This is a genomic window from Citromicrobium bathyomarinum (assembly GCA_001306305.2).
In the GTDB taxonomy this organism is placed as follows: domain Bacteria; phylum Pseudomonadota; class Alphaproteobacteria; order Sphingomonadales; family Sphingomonadaceae; genus Alteriqipengyuania; species Alteriqipengyuania bathyomarina.
In genome coordinates this window covers 2,597,232-2,615,054 of sequence record CP155577.1, presented here as the reverse complement: position 1 = coordinate 2,615,054, position 17,823 = coordinate 2,597,232, and the positions used below count along the sequence as shown (strand labels likewise).

The 17,823-nt window shown below is 65.3% G+C and carries 13 protein-coding genes and 1 tRNA gene; 8 read left to right on the top strand and 6 right to left on the bottom strand.

Annotated features, from left to right (window positions below; genetic code table 11):
- Nucleotides 1-8 precede the first annotated feature (8 nt).
- A complete protein-coding gene (locus VO57_013100; GenBank protein ID XBL69058.1) occupies nucleotides 9-371 on the bottom strand; it encodes a hypothetical protein in 363 nt (120 codons plus the stop codon).
- 152 nt (nucleotides 372-523) lie between these two features.
- Nucleotides 524-670 carry a hypothetical protein gene (locus tag VO57_013095; GenBank protein ID XBL69057.1) on the bottom strand — a complete coding sequence of 49 codons (147 nt, stop codon included), beginning with the start codon at nucleotides 668-670 and terminating at the stop codon, nucleotides 524-526.
- 247 nt (nucleotides 671-917) lie between these two features.
- On the opposite strand from VO57_013095, the gene VO57_013090 reads away from it, so the two are divergent.
- The 4 genes from VO57_013090 (at nucleotide 918) to VO57_013075 (ending at nucleotide 6,920) form a co-directional block, all read left to right on the top strand.
- A complete protein-coding gene (locus VO57_013090) occupies nucleotides 918-1,541 on the top strand; it encodes a LuxR C-terminal-related transcriptional regulator (GenBank protein ID XBL69056.1) in 624 nt (207 codons plus the stop codon).
- 110 nt (nucleotides 1,542-1,651) lie between these two features.
- The gene (locus VO57_013085; GenBank protein XBL69055.1) at nucleotides 1,652-2,863 is read left to right on the top strand and encodes an acyl-CoA dehydrogenase family protein; all 1,212 of its coding nucleotides are present in this window, start codon (nucleotides 1,652-1,654) and stop codon (nucleotides 2,861-2,863) included.
- Between the two features lie 14 nt (nucleotides 2,864-2,877).
- Nucleotides 2,878-3,942: an acyl-CoA dehydrogenase family protein gene (locus VO57_013080; GenBank protein XBL69054.1), complete on the top strand. Its 1,065-nt coding sequence runs from the start codon at nucleotides 2,878-2,880 to the stop codon at nucleotides 3,940-3,942.
- A 242-nt stretch (nucleotides 3,943-4,184) separates the two neighbouring features.
- On the top strand, nucleotides 4,185-6,920 hold the full coding sequence (locus VO57_013075) for a TonB-dependent receptor (protein ID XBL69053.1): 2,736 nt from the start codon (nucleotides 4,185-4,187) through the stop codon (nucleotides 6,918-6,920).
- Between the two features lie 108 nt (nucleotides 6,921-7,028).
- Here the strand turns inward: VO57_013075 and VO57_013070 are convergent, their stop codons facing one another.
- The 3 genes from VO57_013070 to VO57_013060 all read right to left on the bottom strand — a co-directional run bounded on the left by VO57_013070 (nucleotide 7,029) and on the right by VO57_013060 (nucleotide 8,951).
- Complete coding sequence (locus tag VO57_013070; GenBank protein ID XBL69052.1) at nucleotides 7,029-7,322, bottom strand: GNAT family N-acetyltransferase; 294 nt, start codon at nucleotides 7,320-7,322, stop codon at nucleotides 7,029-7,031.
- A 97-nt stretch (nucleotides 7,323-7,419) separates the two neighbouring features.
- Nucleotides 7,420-8,382: a FecR domain-containing protein gene (locus tag VO57_013065; protein XBL69051.1), complete on the bottom strand. Its 963-nt coding sequence runs from the start codon at nucleotides 8,380-8,382 to the stop codon at nucleotides 7,420-7,422.
- On the bottom strand, nucleotides 8,379-8,951 hold the full coding sequence (locus VO57_013060; GenBank protein ID XBL69050.1) for an RNA polymerase sigma factor: 573 nt from the start codon (nucleotides 8,949-8,951) through the stop codon (nucleotides 8,379-8,381). Before VO57_013060 ends, VO57_013065 begins: the two co-directional genes overlap by 4 nt.
- A 262-nt stretch (nucleotides 8,952-9,213) precedes the next feature.
- Here VO57_013060 and VO57_013055 point away from each other — a divergent pair, with 262 nt between their 5' ends.
- Together VO57_013055 and VO57_013050 are read left to right on the top strand one after the other, a co-directional pair.
- Nucleotides 9,214-12,300, top strand: coding sequence for a TonB-dependent receptor (locus tag VO57_013055; protein XBL69049.1), 3,087 nt, complete (start codon nucleotides 9,214-9,216; stop codon nucleotides 12,298-12,300).
- A gap of 69 nt (nucleotides 12,301-12,369) precedes the next feature.
- Complete coding sequence (locus VO57_013050; protein ID XBL69048.1) at nucleotides 12,370-15,279, top strand: pitrilysin family protein; 2,910 nt, start codon at nucleotides 12,370-12,372, stop codon at nucleotides 15,277-15,279.
- Nucleotides 15,280-15,562: 283 nt separating this feature from the next.
- Here the strand turns inward: VO57_013050 and VO57_013045 are convergent.
- Nucleotides 15,563-15,639 (bottom strand) — tRNA-Pro (locus VO57_013045).
- A gap of 244 nt (nucleotides 15,640-15,883) precedes the next feature.
- Here VO57_013045 and yajC point away from each other — a divergent pair.
- Nucleotides 15,884-16,198: a preprotein translocase subunit YajC gene (yajC, locus tag VO57_013040; GenBank protein ID XBL69047.1), complete on the top strand. Its 315-nt coding sequence runs from the start codon at nucleotides 15,884-15,886 to the stop codon at nucleotides 16,196-16,198.
- 20 nt (nucleotides 16,199-16,218) lie between these two features.
- Nucleotides 16,219-17,817 carry a protein translocase subunit SecD gene (gene secD, locus VO57_013035; GenBank protein XBL69046.1) on the top strand — a complete coding sequence of 533 codons (1,599 nt, stop codon included), beginning with the start codon at nucleotides 16,219-16,221 and terminating at the stop codon, nucleotides 17,815-17,817.
- The last annotated feature ends 6 nt before the right edge of the window (nucleotides 17,818-17,823 follow it).

The window sequence follows — 17,823 nt, the reverse complement described above, 5'->3', positions numbered from 1 at the left end:
GCCTTTCGTCAGTCGAGCAGGGTGAGGGCGGGGGCGAAGTCCGGGGCACCGGCGCTGATCCCGGCCACCGCGAAGGGCAGCACGGTCAGGCCCGGTTCGACCGGCAGATCGATCGCGCCGCCGCCCGCAAGCGCGAGCGTTAGCTGGCCGGGCTGCTGCGCGACGATCGCCAGCGCGCGGCCGGGCTCCAGCACGCTGTCGAGCGCCGCAGGGCGCGCGGCGCGATAGCTGACCTCGCCGATCGGCAGGGGGCTGGCGGCGCTGGCGGTTATCGCCTCGCCCGCCTGCTCGAAAGCGACGGCGGAGGGAGTGACGTAAGGGGCGGGGGTCTGGATCGGTTTGGGCGGGGACGGGGGAAGGGCTTGGGGCATGGGCATCTCCGACAGGGAAATCGCGCACCCGCGCCCGCACCGCGGGGGCGATGCGACGGACGGCAAACAGGCAGCGACTCGCGTCGTCTACGTCCGACAAACCCTTGTAGGACAGCGATAATTTGTAGGATTTTCGCGCGGCAGCGGATCGGTCACCGGATTTTGCGGTGATCCTCGCGGTCGAGCCTGGCGAGCTTTTCCTCCCACGCCAGCGCATGACGGATGATGGCTTCCAGCCGGTCGTAGCGCGGCTCCGACAGCAACATCGCGCGCAGTCTGGCACTGTTCGCGATCAGCATCACCGGGTCGCCTGCGCGCCGCCCTACCGGGACCGGGGCAATTGGGCACCGGCCAGAGCCTGCGGGACATTTTTCTCCAAAACCGAGCAGCTGCCCTATGCGCGGATACCTAGGCTTTGGCTCTTTTTGGCTGGAGCAAGCCCCTCAAATAGCTCCACATCCGCAATACCTCGTATTTCTGCGAGCCGGGAAAACGCGGATGACTGCGGTCGACCCTTAAGGGTTAACACGCAGAAAGGGGTGCCAAATGCGGGGAACATTGGCGGTTATCGACGCGGACGAGCAAGTGCGCGATCAGGTTGGACGACAGGTGGAGGCTGCGGGCGTAATCGCACAGCCATTCGACACGCTCGAACAGTTCGTGACGCGGCGCGCGGGCGACGAACAGGTGGTGCTGGTGGGGGACGATACGCCGATGGCGCTTGGCGTGTGTGAACACTTTCGCGCACAAGGGTGCTGGCTGGCAGTGATCGCCTACGCCAGCCGGCCCAGCCTGCGGCGGGTGGTCGCTGTGCTGCGCGGCGGGGGGTACGACTATTTCTCGCTCCCGCTCGACACCGCTGCATTGCTGCGCAGCATCGACCAGCTGGGCGACGGGAATGGCCCCTATGCCGCCGCGCGCCAGCGTGCCGCCCTGGCCCGCACCCGGCTGGCCCACCTTTCCCCTCGCGAGGGCGAGGTGCTGGCGCGCATGGCGGGCGGCCATTCCAACAAGGTAATCGGAATCGAACTGGGGATCAGCCCGCGCACGGTCGAAATCCACCGCGCGAACATGCTCTCCAAGCTGGGGGCGTGCTCCTCCACCGAAGCGCTGCGGATGTATTTCGAAGAACACCTGCTCAACGGAGCGGCCGCGCGACCCGAAGGGTGACGCGCCCGGGAAGGGGCGCGCTCGTCCATCGGGCGAACGAGAAAGCACTTTACGCGAGCGTAAACCTGCGCCAGTGTCGTGCCCATAACAGCCGGTATGGGAGAGTGAACATGGCGAGCGTCGCCGAACCCGAAGCTAAAGCCGACCTGGACGCCTTCCGCGAGGAAGTGCGCGCCTTTCTGGCAGAGAATTTTCCGCCCGAACTGCGCGGCAAGAACAACCTCCTCAGCAGTGTCGAGGAAGCGGGTGAGGAAAGCCCCGCGGAGAAGGCATGGCGCCTCGCGATGGGCGAGAAGGGGTGGGGCACGCCCACCTGGCCCAAGGAATATGGCGGCGGCGGGCTGACCAAGAAGCAGGCCCGCGCGCTCGAAGAGGAAATGGCCAAGGTCGGGGCGTGGAACCCGATCGGCGGGATGGGCGTGATGATGCTCGGCCCCACGCTGCTCGAATTCGCGAGCGAGGAACAGAAGCATGAACATATCCCGCCGATCTGCAAGGGCGAGATCCGGTGGTGCCAGGGCTATTCGGAACCCAATGCCGGGTCGGACCTCGCGAACCTGCAGACGATGGCGGAGGACAAGGGCGACCATTACCTCGTCAATGGGCAGAAGACCTGGACCAGCGGCGGGCAGTGGGCGGACAAGTGCTTCTGCCTCGTGCGCACCAGCCGCGCGGACAAGCACAAGGGCATCTCGTTCCTGCTGATCGACATGCACGCGCCCGGCGTCGAGGTGAAGCCGATCAAGATGATTTCGGGCATGAGCCCGTTCTGCGAAACCTTCTTCACCGATGTGCAGGTGCCCAAGGAAAACCTCGTCGGCGAGGAAGGGCAGGGCTGGACCATCGGCAAGAAGCTGCTGCAGCACGAGCGGACCAACCTCTCGGGCGGCGGCGCGCTCGCCGCACTCAATTCGCAGCCGCTGGGCAAGGTGGCCGAACGCTACATCGGGCTGGACGAGAACGGCAAGCTGGCCGACGCCGAACTGCGCGTGAAGATCGCCGATTTCGAAATGCGCTGGAACGCCTTCCTGCTCACCGCGCGGCGCGCGATGGAGGAAAGCAAGGCGCAAGGCGGCGTGTCGGAGATCAGCTCGATCCTCAAGAAGGCGGGCACCAAGCTGGGCCAGGAACGCGCCGAGCTGATGATCGCCATTCAGGGCTATCGCGGGCTCGGCTGGGAAGGTGAGGGCTTCGAGCAGAAGGAGCTCGACGGCACGCGCGCCTGGCTCTTCGGCAAGGCGACCACGATCTACGGCGGATCGACCGAAATCCAGAACAACATCATCGCCAAGCGCATCCTCGGGATGCTCGACCACCAGTAAGGGGAGCGGGACTCATGGCGGTTCTCAACGACGAACAGGAAATGCTGCGCGACATGGCGCGCGAGTGGACGAAGAATGAGCATCCGGTGGGTGCCTGGCGCAAGGTGCGCGACGCGGGCGAGCCGTTCGACGCGGATGCGTGGGGCGCGATGGCCGAGATGGGCTGGGCGGGGATCATCATCCCCGAAGAGCACGGCGGCAGCGATTTCGGCTGGATGAGCCTTGGCCTGGTGGTCGAGGAACTGGGCAAGAGCCTCGCCGCGAGCCCGCTGATCGCCTCCGCGCTTGCCGCATCGGCGATCGTGCTGGGCGGCAGCGACGAACAGAAGGCGGAATACCTCCCCCGGCTCGCTTCGGGCGAGTTGATCGGCACGCTCGCCTTCGATGAAGGCCCGCGTCATATTGGGCTGAAGGCGAGCGCCGGTGTGCACGACGGGCGTCTGACCGGCACCAAGGCCTTCGTCCACGAAGCGAGCCGTGCCGGGCTGTTCGTCGTCCTGGCCAGCGATGGCGTTTATCTGGTCGAGCAGGGGCAGGGCGTTACGCTCTCGAGCCGCGCGCTGGCCGACATGCGGGACCATGCCGAGATCGATTTCAATGATGCGCCCGCGCAGAAACTGGCCGCTGGCGGGGATGATCTGGCGCAGAAGATCCTCGATCGCGCACGCGTGCTGACCGCTGCCGAAATGCTCGGCATGTGTCAGGCGGTGTTCGACACCACGCTCGACTATCTGAAGCAACGCGTGCAGTTCAATCAGGTGCTCAGCTCGTTTCAGGCGCTGCAGCACCGGATGGCAGACCTCTACAGCGAACTGGAAATGACCCGTTCGGCGGTCGAAGGCGGGTTGCAGGCGCTCGACAGCGGGTTCGCGGTGACCGAGGCGGCGATGCTCGCCAAGACGCGCGCGAACGATGCGCTGCACCTGATCAGCAAGGAGGGCATTCAACTGCATGGCGGAATCGGGATGACCGACGAATACAACGTCGGATTCTATCTTAAACGCGCGCGGGTGCTGGAGGCGGCATGGGGCGCGAGCAGTCATCTGCGTGACCTCTATGCGACGACCAAGGGCTACTGACGTTACGGAATGCAAGCGCGTGCCGCACAGTGTTACGCAACTGTCACAGTCGCACGACGACCGTAGGTCGCGCTTGTAGTTTGACGAGAACACGCGCAGAATAGCGCGGCTTGGGAGAGCATGCATCGGTGGGCGCGACAGGCAAAAGCTGCGCGCCCCCTTTAAAACCAACCACGTGACCGCCGCTGGCGGTGCGTCAAGGCGCAGTCTCTCTCCGCAAGAACATTGGGATTGGGAGACCTATGAAAGCCATTCTGACACGCTCGATCGCCCTCGGAGCACTTGCCGGAGGCCTCGCCTTCCAGCCGGTGGCCGCGCTGGCGCAGACGACCGATGCACAAGATACCGAAGCCGAACTGCAGGAAGAGCTCGACGGCGGAACGACGATCGTTGTTACCGCGCAGGGCCGGACGCAGGAACTGACAGATGTGCCAGTGGCGGTGAACGTGGTCTCCGCGGAAGAGCTGCGCAATTCGGGCGCCAGCGATATTCGCGAACTCAACCAGGTCGCGCCGTCCCTGCTGGTCTCCTCCACCGGTAACGAAGCCAACGGCTCTGCCCGTATCCGCGGTATCGGTACGGTCGGCGACAACCCCGGGCTGGAAAGCTCGGTCGCGGTGTTCGTCGATGGCGTCTATCGCTCGCGCTCGGGCAATGCGCTGAGCGAACTGGGCCCGATCGAACGGGTCGAAGTGCTGCGCGGCCCGCAGGGCACGCTCGGCGGACGCAACAGCTCGGCTGGCCTGATCAACATCTATACCGCGCCGCCCGAGTTCGAATTCTCCGGCTATGGTGCCTTCACCTACGGCAATTACGACGCGGTCAAGGTTGAAGCCGGGATCAACGCACCGCTGGGCGACACCGTCGCGGCGCGCCTCGACGGGGTCTATTTCCGGCGCGACGGCTTCTACAACGATGTCGTCAACGACGTGGATGTGAACAATCGCGACCGGTACCTGATCCGCGGTCAGATGCTGTTCGAGCCGACCGACACGCTCTCCATCCGGCTGACCGGCGACTATTCGAAGAAGGACGAGGCGTGCTGCGCCGCGACCTTCGTGCAGCCCGAGTTCGCTCCGCTCGCGCGGGTCAGCCCGGGGCTCGATCCGTTTGCCCGGCCCGATGGCGGCCCGGCGCTGACGAGCACGCAGAACCCGATCGTCAACATCCTGCTCGGCCTGGGTCAGAACCCCAACGCGCTGACGCAGAGCACGTTCGACCGCGACATCTACGTGACCCCGGGCCGCAGCTATGATGGCGAGACCGAGGATTATGGTGCCGCTCTCGAGCTGAACTGGGATTTCGGCGGTGCGCAGCTGACCTCGATCACCGGCTACCGCGACTATTCTAACACGCAAGGGTCGGACACCGACTACACCCAGGTCGACATCCTCTATCGTGCGCCTGGCCCCAACGCCGGTGCGCGTGAGTTCAAGACCTTCAGCCAGGAACTGCGTCTGCAGGGCGAAGCGTTCGGCGGCACGCTGGACTGGCTGGTTGGCGGCTACTTCGCCAATGAAAAGCTGGAAACCCGCGACAACCTGCGCTTCGGCACGCAGTACGGCACCTTCGCCAACTGCCGCATCGCACTGGCGATCAACCCGGCACTGGCCAATCCTTCGGCGGCCAACTGCTTCGGTGCCAATATCGGTGCGCTGACTGCAGCCAATGGCGGCGCCGGCGCGTTCGGGGCGGCCACGCCGCTGATCATCGCGGGGATCAACAACCTCGCGACCGTCAGGGACCGGGGCAGCACGGGCGACGTGTACAACCAGGAAAGCACCAACTGGGCGCTCTTCACCCACAACATCATCAACATCACCGACCGTCTGAACCTGACGCTCGGCCTGCGGTACACCAACGAGAACAAAGACTTCTCGGCCAGCTTCGGCAACGACAACACGGCTTGCCCGACCAACCGGGCACTGCTTGGGCCGCTGCTCGGCGTGCCCGCGCTGGCGGGTCTGGCCGGCGGCCTGATCTCGCTGTCGTGCCAGAGCAACAGCACCAGCGAGCTGAACGGCGTTTCGATTGCCGACAGCCGCGACGAAGACGAGTTCACCGGCACCGCGATCATCTCGTTCAAACCGACCGATCGCCTGATGACCTACGCGAGCTATTCGCGTGGCTACAAGGCGGGCGGGTTCAACCTCGACCGCTCTGCGCTGCAGGCGAGCCCGTTGGTGGGTAACCCTGCTGTGACCGGTTCGACCGCGAACCTGCAGTTCGGCCAGGAAACCGTCGACGCATTCGAAGTGGGCGGCAAGTATGATGGCCGCGACTGGACGCTGACGGCCGCCGCCTTCTACCAGCGGTTCTCCAACTTCCAGCTGAACACGTTCAACGGCTCGGTCTTCTTGGTCCAGAACGTCAATTCGTGCGGTGCGGACCTGGGCGGGGCGGATCGCGATGCGAGCGGCACGACAGGTGCCTGCGCTGCCGACGATGTGCAGCCGGGTGTGATCGCCAAGGGTGTCGAGCTGGAACTGGGTCTGCGACCGGCGCGCTTCCTCAACGCCAACCTCGGCCTGACCTATGCCGACACCAGCTACGAGACCAACCTGATCGGCAACGACACTGGCGCACCGCTGGACCCGGCGCTGCGTCTGCTGCCGGGTGACAACCTGTCGAACGCGCCGGAGATCACCGCGACGGCATCGCTCTCGTACACTCCGCCGATCGGCAATAGCGGTCTGACCGGTCTGTTCTACATCAACACCCGCATGACCAGCGACTATAACACCGGCTCCGACCTGCTGTACGGCAAGGAGCAGGACGGTTATGTCCTCGTCAACGGCCGCATCGGTATCCGTGGCCCGGACGAGAAGTGGGCGATCGAACTGTGGGCGCAGAACCTGTTCGATCAGGACTACACCCAGGTCGCGTTCAACACGCCGTTCGTGGCTCCGCAGCAGACCTATTCGGCCTACCTCGCCGAACCGCGGACCTACGGCATCACGGTGCGCGCGGGCTTCTGACCCGCGCTACGCCAGCTGGACAAAGAGAAACGGCGCGGGGGGCAACCCTCGCGCCGTTTTGCTTCGTGTGGGGTAGAGGAGCCCGTTCGGCCGAACCGGCGCTACCGATTACTGGACGACGTCGGCCCAGTCGGGATGGCGCATAGCCTGCGCCTTGAAGAAGGGGCACAGCGGCACGATCCGGAAGCCTTCCGCACGTGCGTCCGCAACCACCCGCTCCGCCAGTGCCGAGCCGACGCCCTTGCCGCGCAGGCTATCGGGCACGCCGGTATGGTCTACGATGACGAGGGTGGGGCTGGCGCGCGAAAAGGTCAGTTCGCCGACCTCGTCGACCCCTTCGACCTGGGCCACGTAGAGCCCCTTGGTGTCGTTATCGACACGCGTGATCGTGATGCTGCTCATGATGAAGGTGGCTTACCGCAAAGCGCGCGGCGCGCAATAGCGCGCACGCCGCGGCCATGCCGATCGAGCTTGTCCGTCGAACGAAGAAGCCGCCAGATCAGCGCTTGAGTTCGATCATATCCTCGTGCCGCTCGACATGCAGGCCGTAGGCCGATTCCAGCAGGTCGAGAAATGCATCGGCGTTGTGCGTCTGGAACGAGCCGCCGATCCTGATCTGCTGGATGTCCGGGGCCACCTGGATCGGCTTGCCGGAATAGCGGTTGAATTCCGCCACGGCGGTGCGCAGCGGCGTGTTGTCGAACACCAGCAACCCCTTGCGCCACGCGGTCATCGCGTTGACCTCGTCTCCGTTGGACCCGACCACCAGCGTGTTCTGCTTGCGTATGTAGGCGACATCCCCGGTCGACACGATCGCAGCACCCGCGCTCTCGGCGCTGGCGCTGTCTTCGACCTTCACCCGTCCCGAAACCACGGCCACGGTCACATCGTCGCCGGAGCGCTTGACCGAGAAGCGCGTGCCGAGAACGACGATCCGCCTGGGTCCGGCATGGACGATGAACCGGCGATCCGGGCGGTGCACGATGTCGAAAAAGGCCTCGCCCTCGTCAAGCCACACTTCGCGTGCGTCCGGGCCGCTGGCGGCACGCAGCCTGGTTGCGGTGTTCAGTTCCACCGTGCTGCCGTCGGCGAGTTTCACCGCTTCGCGCGCCCCGCGCGCCGTCTCGTACCGGGCAGGCGGCTCGGTCGGGACCGGCGGACTCCACATCGCAATCCCGGTCAGCGCCAGAACGAGCGAGGCGGCCAATGCGCCGACAAGCGCGAAGACTGTCCGGCGGCGGCCCGGAGCCTCCTTTTCCTCAACGCAAGACGGCGTGTCGCCCAATGCGGGAATGCGATCGGCCTCTCGCCAGCCGTGCTCCAGCCGCCAATAGGCCGCCTTATGCGCCATGGACCGCTCCATCCACGCGGCGAACTCCGCCTCGTCCTGGTCGGTCCAGCCGGGTTCCTCGCGTCTGATCAGCCAGCCGGCTGCGACATCTTCGATCTCTGCGGCGCTCATTGCAATTTGCTCCGCCGCGCACGCTGTGGCTCTTCGCGCTGGATCCGCCCCGATCCGCCGAGCATGGCATCGGCCATGGCACGAATGCCGAGCCGCAATTGCCGGTCGATCGTGTCGAGCCCGACGCCCATCGCCTCGGCCGCTTCGATCCGTGACATGCCTTCCACCTTGCGCAGGCGGACCACTTCGCGGCAACGCGGGGGCAGGCCTTCCATGCCCGCCTGCGCCCGGCGCAAGGCATCGCGCGCGGCAAGATGACGCTCCGAACCTTCGATATCGATGTGCGCGTTCGCCGCGCTTTCCAGATCGGCCACCTGTTCGAAGGAGACGATCCGGTCGCGCTTGGCCCGGTTGATCAGAATGTTGCGCGCGATCGTGAACAGATAGCCCTGTGTGCGATCGGGCAAGCCGCGACGCGCGCCGTTCAGGGCGGCCTCGTATACGTCTTGTCGCAGATCGGTCACGTCTTCCTCGGTACGCCAGTTCTTGCGCAAATAGCGCGTCAGCGAGGGTTCGAGGGGAAGAACCTCCTCGCAGAACCATATCTGAAGCTGGGTGTCGTCCACCATTGCCCTGCCGACGCCATTTCCTTTGCGGTCACGAATGCCACGACAATCGAACGCGGCAAATCCGTAACATCTTTTTGCACCCGGCTTGAAAATTTCACGGCGGTGACATTTTTTTGAGATCGGCGTTACGGATCGATGACGCTCGCTTGTCCCAGTGTTCGAGGCCGGCCCAAAGCGCGTGCCGGCGAAAAGAACCGGGGGGTTACTTATGTCATTTGCGAAATCCGTCTCACTGCTGTTGGCCGGGGTTGCAGGCGGTGTCATGGCCATGCCGACGGCAGCCGTTGCGCAGGAAGGGGTTGCGTCCACCAAGCAGCAATTCGCCATTCCGGCAGGCACGCTCAAGAGCGCACTCGACCGCTGGACGCGTCAGTCGCGCCGCGAACTGGTCTATCGCGAGGCGGATATCGCAGAGGTCCGCAGCCAGGGTGTCTCCGGGGTGTTCACGCCGGAAGAGGCGCTGATGAGGATTCTCGACGGGACGGGCTTCGGCGTCGCGTTTCACGAGAGCGGGGCGATCGCGATCGTCCGGCAGGAGGCGCGGGGAAACGCCACCCCCGAAATTCTCGTCACCGGAAAGCGCAACTGGTCGCTCAACACCGGCATCGAACGTAGCGAGGACGACAGCCAGCCGTTCATCGTCCTCACCCAGAAGGACATTCAGGAGTCCGGCGCGCCGGATCTCGACACCTTCCTGCGCAACCAGCTGAACGTGAATTCCGCCCCTTCGACCAGCGATATGAGCGGGCGGACCAATTACACCCAGCGCGGCCTCAGCAATATCAACCTGCGCGGTCTCGGTTCGCGCGACACGCTGATCCTGGTCGACGGGCGCAGGCAGCCGGGGATCAATCTGGGGCAGGGGCAGATCAACCAGCCGCAAATCACCGGCATCCCGCTGGCCGCGGTCGAACGGATCGAGGTGCTCGCCTCCTCCGCCTCGGGCCTTTACGGCAGCGGCGCGAGCGGGGGCGTGATCAACATCATCCTACGCCGCGACTATCAGGGTGCGGAGATCAGCGCCAACTACTCCGACACCTATGATTTCGCGCAGCCCGACTTCCGGATCGACTTCACCGGCGCGACCACGATCGAGGGTGGGCGGACCAACATTTCGTTCACCGGCAGCTGGCGCAAGCAGGCCCCGCTGCTCTACGGCGATCGTTCGGAACTGTTCGAGCGCGGGCGCCAGCGCATTCTCGAAAACGATCCCACGTTCTTCTACGGTGCGTTTCCGCCTTCCGGCGCGACCCCTAATATCCAGACCATCGACGGCAGTCCGCTGCAGCTCGATCCCGAATATGGCGGTACGCTGTTCGACAGCCCGATCGCTTATGTGCCCAATGGCTATCGCGGGGTGGCGCTGGACGGGGTCGATCCGCTGATCGCGACGATCGGCAGTTACAATTTCGATCAGCCGATCAGCGCCGTTGGCGAAGGCAAGCTCGCGCCGCTGCTCTACGGTGCGGAAAATCTCGCCGGCACGCTCGCCGTGCGGCGCGAGTTCAACGACTGGCTGAGCGTCTATGTCGAAGGCGCGGCCTCGCGGGCGATCTCGCGCACCACGGTCACGCGCGCTCCGTCGAGCGTGACGCTGCTTGCCGATGCGCCGAACAATCCCTTCGCGCAGGACATCAGCGTCGCACTGCCGCAGGGCGATGCCGAGGCCGACGTATCGAGCCGGAACGACCAGCTGCGCGGGGTCGCCGGCGCGATCGTCAAACTGCCGTATGACTGGCAGGCGGTGGCCGACTTTTCCTGGGCCAAGAACCGTTACACCGCAGACAAGTCGCCTTCCAACTACACCCCGGGCCTGACCCTTCTGCTGGGGGCGGGATCGCAGGACGTACTGCGTGACCTGCGGCTCGATCCACTCGACTTGACCTATATCGACAGCGATTTCGGCTCGATCACCACGCCCGCCACCACCACCATCGCGACCCAGTCGCTGCGGCTGGCGGGGCCGGTGCCGATCGATTTGCCCGGCGGGCAGCCGCGCATGACGCTCAATGTCGAGCGTTCGGTCGAGGTGGCCGGCAGCGTGATCTCCGCGATCAATAGCGAGTTTTCGAGCGTGACCTACACGCCCGAGCGCAAGCAGACGATCCTCGCCGGGTTTGCGGAGATCGCCTTCCCGATCGTGGGGGTCGACAACGCGGTTCCGCTGATCCGCTCGCTCGAACTGCGGATCGCCGCCCGGCACGAGCAGTACAAGGGCGAAGGCGCGCTGGCCAATATCATCTGCCTGTTCGGGTTCGGCGCGCTGCCCAGCGACGACATCTATCAGGATTGCCCGCCGCAGGGTGCGGACCTCGGCCTGGCGACGACCGAGAACAGCCATACGGACCCGTCGGTCAGTGTGCGCTGGTCGCCGATTGAGGACGTGACCTTCCGCGGCTCCTACACCACCGGCTACCTGCCGCCCACGCTCGACCAGCTGACCAAGCTTCAGGGCGTTCTGGGCGTGGAGGCTCGCGACCCCCTGCGCGGAGGGGAGCCGATCGGGACGCCGACAGCGTTCGGGTATGAGATTCCGGGCTATTACGGCGGCAACCCCGACGTGAAGCCGGAAAGCTCCGAGACCTGGACCATTGGCGTGATCCTGACGCCGCGCTTCCTGCCCGGGCTGCGGTTCTCCGCCGACTGGACCCGAATCCGCAAGGAAGACAACTACTTCACCCCGAACCTGCTCTATGCGACCGACGAAGCCACGCAGGAGGCGCTGGAGATCTTCCTCGAACGCTATCCGGACAGGGTGGAGCGTGGCCCCGCGTCGGACGGCTACGACGTCGGCCCGATCACCTCGATCGATATCTCGCTGGCCAACCTCGTCGGGTCGACGGCGGAAGCGGTCGATTTCTCGCTCGACTACAGCGACGAACTGTTCGGCGGGACGATCGATTTCTCCGCTTCGGCGACCTGGGTGCGCGAATTGTCTGTCGAGACCTATCCCGGCCAGCCCGAGGAAGACTACGCCGGTGTGAACACGGTGAGTTACGGCCAGGGCTACGGCGAAAACGGCGCGCTGCGCTGGCGCGGCAACGGCAGCATCCGCTGGAGCAAGGGGCCGCTCTCGATCGCGTGGCAGGGCCGCTATGTCGACAGCTACTACCTCCAACTGGACCGGTCCGTCGTTGCAACCCAGGGCTCGGCCAAGGTAGATAGCGTGTTCTATCACGATATCGCGGCAACCTACGATTTCGATCGCGGGCTCAAGGTTCGCGCCGGGATCAACAACGTGTTCGGCAGCAAGCCGCCGATCGACACGCTGGCCTCTCCGATCTTCTACAGCCGCAACGCCGATCCGCGGCTGACGAACTTCTATCTGACGCTCACCAAGTCCTTCTGATCCGTGGCTGCGGGCTGGCACGATCGCGTGCCGGCCCGCACCTGCGCGCATTCCCCCCGGAGCCACACCATGAACCTCAAAGCCCTTTTCCTTGCCGGCTGCGCATTGTCGCTGCTTCCCGTCCCGGTTGCGGTCCAGGCACAGGAAGCCGCGCAGGACACCGCTGCGCAAGCGGCGGATGCCGTCGAGGCGACGACCCCGCTCGAAACCTTCGTTTCGCAGATCGACATCCCCTATGCCGAGTTCACGCTCGACAACGGCCTGACCGTGATCGTCCACACCGACCGGACCACGCCCGAGGTTTCGATCGGCGTGTGGTACGATGTCGGATCGAGGAACGAGCCCGAGGGCCGCAGTGGCTTCGCCCACCTGTTCGAACACCTGATGTTCAACGGCAGCGAGAACGTCCCCGGCGATTTCTTCAAGCCGCTGGAAGAAGCAGGCGCGACCGGGATCAACGGCACGACCAGTAACGACCGGACGAACTATTACGAGACCGTCCCGGCCTCCGCGCTGGAGCGCGCGCTGTTCATGGAGTCCGACCGGATGGGCTACCTGCTGGGCGCGGTGACGCAGGGGTTGCTGGATGAACAACGCGGCGTCGTCCAGAACGAGAAGCGGCAGGGCGAAGACAACCCCTATTCGGTGATCAGCGACCGGATGACCGCGACGCTTTATCCCGCAGACCACCCCTATGGGCACAGCGTCATCGGATCGATGGCCGATCTCGATGCGGCCAATCTCGACGATGTGAGGGGCTGGTTCCGAAGCCATTACGGCCCCAACAACGCGATCCTCGTGCTCGCCGGCGATATCGGTGAGGAAGAGGCGCGCCGGGTGGTGACGAAGTATTTCGGCGCGATCCCGCGCGGGCCGGAAAACCCGGAAATCGTCGCGCCCGTGCCGACCCTTCCCGAACGGATCGACGAGACGGTAACCGCGCCGGTCACCCAGCCCACCATCGTGCGTACGTGGGCCGTGCCGGGGTACGACAATACCGATGCCCTCGGGCTCGATGTCGTGGCGGGCGTGCTGGGGCAAATCGACAATGCGCTGCTCGACCGGGTGCTGGTGCGCGAGCGCAAGCTGTTCGACCGCATCGGCACCGAGAATTCGACCCTCGCCCGGGGCGGTACGTTCACCATTCGCGGACAGGTGGCCGAGGGGGTCGATCCCGAGGTTGCAGGCGAGGCGCTGGACGCGACGATCGCACAGTTCCTGTCCCGCAAGCCGACCGAGGATGAAGTGAACCGGTGGGTGACGCGGTTCGTCGTCGGCTATGCGATGGGGCAGGAATCGCTCGCCGGACGCGGCCAGGCGCTGGCCAACGGCAAGGTGCTGATCGATGATACCGACGCCTACCGCCGCGATATCGACTTCTACGCCCGGCAGACCCCGCAGGATGCGTTCGACATCGCGCGCAAATGGCTGACCCGCCCGGTCTACGCGCTGACCGTGGTGCCCGGCGCGCGGATCGTGGAAGAGGACGCCGCGACGCGGCCGGAAACGCCGTCGGCAGAGACGCCGTCCACAGAGGCGAGCACAGAGGCGACTGGGGTCGAGCGCAAGCAGCGCATGCCGATGCCGCCGCTGGGCGAGCCGAGCGGAACACGCTTCCCCGAAGTGACCCGCACGAACCTGTCGAACGGGATCGAGGTGATCTACGCGCAGAAGGACACCGTGCCCTTCACGCAGATCTCGCTCAATTTTCCGGTCGGCACCGCGGTGGACGCGCCCAGCGAGGACGGGCTGTTCGGGATGATGATGGCGACGCTCGACCAGGGCATTCCCGGTCGCGACTCCACCTCGATCGAAGCCGAGAAGGAAAGGCTGGGCCTCTCGCTCGGCGGCGGGGCGACGGTCGATGAAAGCTCGGTCTATGTCCTGACTCCGTCGATCAACCTCGCATCCGCTCTGGATCTGATGGGCAGCGTGGTGAAGGAGCCGACCTTCCCGCAGGAAGAGATCGACCGGCTCCGGCGTGATTATCTGACCCGCTATGACAACAGCCGGATCCTGCCCGACGCTCTGGTGCAGGAGGTCTTGCCGCGCCTGATCGATGCCAATTCGCCCTATGCGATCCATCAAGGCATGGGCGATCCCGCGGTGCTTGCCAGCATCACGCCCGCGCAGCTCGACGCGTCGCACGGCGAATGGGTCCGGCCCGAAGGCGCCCGGATCTTCGTGGTCAGCGACCTGCCGCTGGCGCAGCTCCAGCCCGGGCTGGAAGAGGAATTCGGCACCTGGGAGGTCGCCGGTGCGGCGCCGTCCATGCCCACGCGCGCGGCGCCCGATCCGGCCCCGCCGCAGATCGTCCTCATCGATCGGGTGGATTCGGCCCAGACCACGATTGCGGGCGGCCAGCTGGTCGAAGGCGTGACCAGCGACGATCTCGTCTCTCTGGACCTCGCCGACCAGGTCCTGGGCAGCGGGTTCCTCAGCCGGATCAACATGAACCTGCGCGAGGACAAACACTGGGCCTATGGGGCGAGCGGCAGCTTCGTCGATCAGCTGCAGGAGACATCCTATGTCGCCGCCACCAGCGTGCAGCAGGACAAGGCCGGCCCTGCAGTGGGCGAGCTGCGCAAGGAAGTGACCGATTTCGTCACCACCCGCCCGATCAGCCAGGAAGAGCTGGATTTCGTGCGCGACAGCCGCCTGCGTTCGATGAGCAGCTGGTTCAGTTCCGCTGGCGGCGTGCTGGCGGGCATGCAGGAAAACGTGCGGCGCGGACGGCCCGACGATTATTACGCGACGCTGGGCGAGGAGTACAAGACGGTGAAGCTGGACGAGCTGCGCGCCGATGTGAAGGCCGCGCTCGCGCCATCGCAATGGGTGTGGGTCGTGGTGGGCGATGCCGATATCGTCAAGCCGCAGCTCGAACCGCTGCGGCTGCCGATCACCGTGCTCAAGCCCGAGGACGTGCTGCCGCCTTTCCGCAGCGGCGACTCGACCGATCCGGAAGTGCCGGAGGACTGATCGCCGACAGGCGCGACCCCGAGACAGCAAAGAGCGGCAGGCCTGCCTTGGTCTGCCGCTCTTTGCATGTCTGGCTGCCACGCGCTGCTGAAGAGCGGTGCGCTGGCGGAGCCGGGGTATGTGGCGCCGTCCCGCCTGGGCAAAATGGGTGAGGGGAGGGCGTCTGCACCGCCTGTGCAGGACTGCCAGAGAGCTCTTCTGAAAGGGGACTCCCGACGGAAACCCGGCCGCAGCCGATATGGCAAGGTGTTGTGCGGGATGGGTTTTAGGGGGGTAATTCCACTGGTCGGGAAGACAGGATTCGAACCTGCGACCCCCACACCCCCAGTGTGATGCGCTACCAGGCTGCGCTACTTCCCGAGCAGTGGAAGGGGGCCTATAGGCGCGCACTTCGCAGCTGGCAATGCCCGTTTGCCACTGTTTGTGAATGCCGGCCCGAAGGCGCGCTGCGCCGCCGATTGCTCTTGTCTGCCAAGGCTGCTAGGCGCGCGGGTCTGGAGTGCTGGTGGCGCGACAGCGGGATGGATTTCTGTCCGCCCGGCTTGTGCTCGCCACATGGACGCTCCATTTCTACATCCGGATTTCAACAGGCACCCGTACCCTCATGCTCGACCTTATGACCGCCGCGGCCAGCGCATCAGCGCCCCCGGCCTGGATCCAGTTCCTGCCCTTCGTGGGCATGATCCTCATCTTCTGGTTCCTGATCATTCGCCCACAGATGAAGCGGCAGAAAGAACACCAGGAAAAGATCGGCGGCCTCAAGAAGGGCGACCGGGTGGTCACCGCAGGCGGGCTGATCGGCAAGATCGTCGCCGTGCGCGACGACGAGGTCGAGCTGGAACTGGCACGCGATGTGCGGGTCAAGGCCGTGAAGAGCACGATCGGCGACGTGATCCTGCCCAAAGCCAGCAACGACTGAGCGCGAAGAGGCTTCAACCAATGCTCGAATTTCCGCGCTGGCGTAAGATCTGGTTGTGGGCGTTGACCCTGGTGGTGGCCGCGTGTGCCATCCCTTCGTTCTTCTCCATCGCCAACATTCCCTTTCCGCGCAGCCTGCCCGATCCGACGGTCAATCTCGGGCTCGACCTTGCCGGTGGCAGCCACATCCTGCTGGAAGCGCAGCCCGCGCAGGTTGCGGCGCAGCGGCTCGAAAATCTGGAGGAATCGGTTCGCACCGCGATGCGTGATGCGAGCCCGCAGATCCGCATCGGCGACGTTTCGACCCGGGGCGGGCGCCTCTCCTTCATGCTCGACGATCCGAGCGAGATTGACCGGGCGCGCGAAGTGCTCACCCCGCTGATGAACGGCACCGGGCTGACCCGCCAGTGGGAACTGAGCGTGGTCGACACCAGCCGGATCGTGCTCACCCCGACCGCACAGGGCCTCGACGAGGCGGTGACCCAGGCGATGGACAGCGCGACCGACGTGGTCCGCCGGCGGATCGACGAGCTGGGCACGCGCGAGCCGACCATCCTGCGCCAGGGCGACACCCGCATCGTGGTGCAGGTGCCGGGCCTGCAGGACCCCGAACAGCTCAAGGAACTGCTCGGCCAGACCGCGAAGCTCGAATTCAAGCTGGTCGATCAGGAAGCCCTGCCAAGCGATGTTGCCGAGGGTATCGCCCCTCCGGGCAGCGAGATCTTCCCCTTTGCGGAAGGGTCCGCCTTCGAAGGCACCAGCCTCGCGGTTCGCCGGCTTGGCGGTATTCAGGGCGACAGCCTGGTCAATGCGCAGGCCGGGGTCGACCCGCAGGACAACAGCAATATCGTCAACATCCAGTTCGACAGCCAGGGCGGCCAGCGTTTCGCCCAGCTGACGACGCAGAATGTGGGCAAGCCCTTTGCCATCATCCTCGACGGTGAAGTGCTGTCCGCACCCAATATCAACGAGCCTATTCGTGGCGGCGCGGCGCGCATTTCTGGCGGGTTCACCGCCGACAGCGCCAACGCGCTGGCGATCAGCCTGCGTTCGGGTGCGCTGCCGGTCGATCTCTCGATCGTCGAGGAACGCACCGTCGGGCCCGATCTTGGTGCCGACTCGATCCGCGCGGGCCTGCTCGCGATGGGCATCGGCTCGATCCTGGTCGTCGCCCTGATGATCGCCACCTATGGCCGCTTCGGGGTCTATGCGACCTGCGCGCTGGTCATCAACGTGATCATGATCCTGGGCATCATGGCCGCGCTCAACACCACGCTGACACTGCCCGGTATCGCCGGTTTCGTGCTGACGATCGGTGCGGCGGTGGACGCCAACGTGCTGATTAACGAACGCATCCGTGAAGAGCGAAAGCGGGGGCGGCGCGTGGTGACCGCGGTGGAGAACGGCTACCGCGAGGCAAGCCGCGCGATCTACGATGCGAACATCACCAACTTCATCGCCGGGGTGCTGCTGTTCCTGTTCGGCTCGGGCCCGATCCGCGGCTTCGCGGTGGTCCTGATCATCGGCCTGTTCACCAGCGTGTTCACCGGCGTGACCATGACCCGAATGTGGGTCGCGGGCTGGCTCAAGGCCAAGCGTCCGCGCGAAATCAACATCTGACGGGGC

Bases quoted from the DNA above. Each gene is read 5' to 3' on its own strand.
- VO57_013100 (XBL69058.1), bottom strand. From the start codon at position 371: ATGCCCCAAGCCCTTCCCCCGTCCCCGCCCAAACCGATCCAGACCCCC.
- VO57_013095 (XBL69057.1), bottom strand. From the start codon at position 670: ATGCTGATCGCGAACAGTGCCAGACTGCGCGCGATGTTGCTGTCGGAG.
- VO57_013090 (XBL69056.1), top strand. From the start codon at position 918: ATGCGGGGAACATTGGCGGTTATCGACGCGGACGAGCAAGTGCGCGAT.
- VO57_013085 (XBL69055.1), top strand. From the start codon at position 1,652: ATGGCGAGCGTCGCCGAACCCGAAGCTAAAGCCGACCTGGACGCCTTC.
- VO57_013080 (XBL69054.1), top strand. From the start codon at position 2,878: ATGGCGGTTCTCAACGACGAACAGGAAATGCTGCGCGACATGGCGCGC.
- VO57_013075 (XBL69053.1), top strand. From the start codon at position 4,185: ATGAAAGCCATTCTGACACGCTCGATCGCCCTCGGAGCACTTGCCGGA.
- VO57_013070 (XBL69052.1), bottom strand. From the start codon at position 7,322: ATGAGCAGCATCACGATCACGCGTGTCGATAACGACACCAAGGGGCTC.
- VO57_013065 (XBL69051.1), bottom strand. From the start codon at position 8,382: ATGAGCGCCGCAGAGATCGAAGATGTCGCAGCCGGCTGGCTGATCAGA.
- VO57_013060 (XBL69050.1), bottom strand. From the start codon at position 8,951: ATGGTGGACGACACCCAGCTTCAGATATGGTTCTGCGAGGAGGTTCTT.
- VO57_013055 (XBL69049.1), top strand. From the start codon at position 9,214: ATGGCCATGCCGACGGCAGCCGTTGCGCAGGAAGGGGTTGCGTCCACC.
- VO57_013050 (XBL69048.1), top strand. From the start codon at position 12,370: ATGAACCTCAAAGCCCTTTTCCTTGCCGGCTGCGCATTGTCGCTGCTT.
- yajC (XBL69047.1), top strand. From the start codon at position 15,884: ATGCTCGACCTTATGACCGCCGCGGCCAGCGCATCAGCGCCCCCGGCC.
- secD (XBL69046.1), top strand. From the start codon at position 16,219: ATGCTCGAATTTCCGCGCTGGCGTAAGATCTGGTTGTGGGCGTTGACC.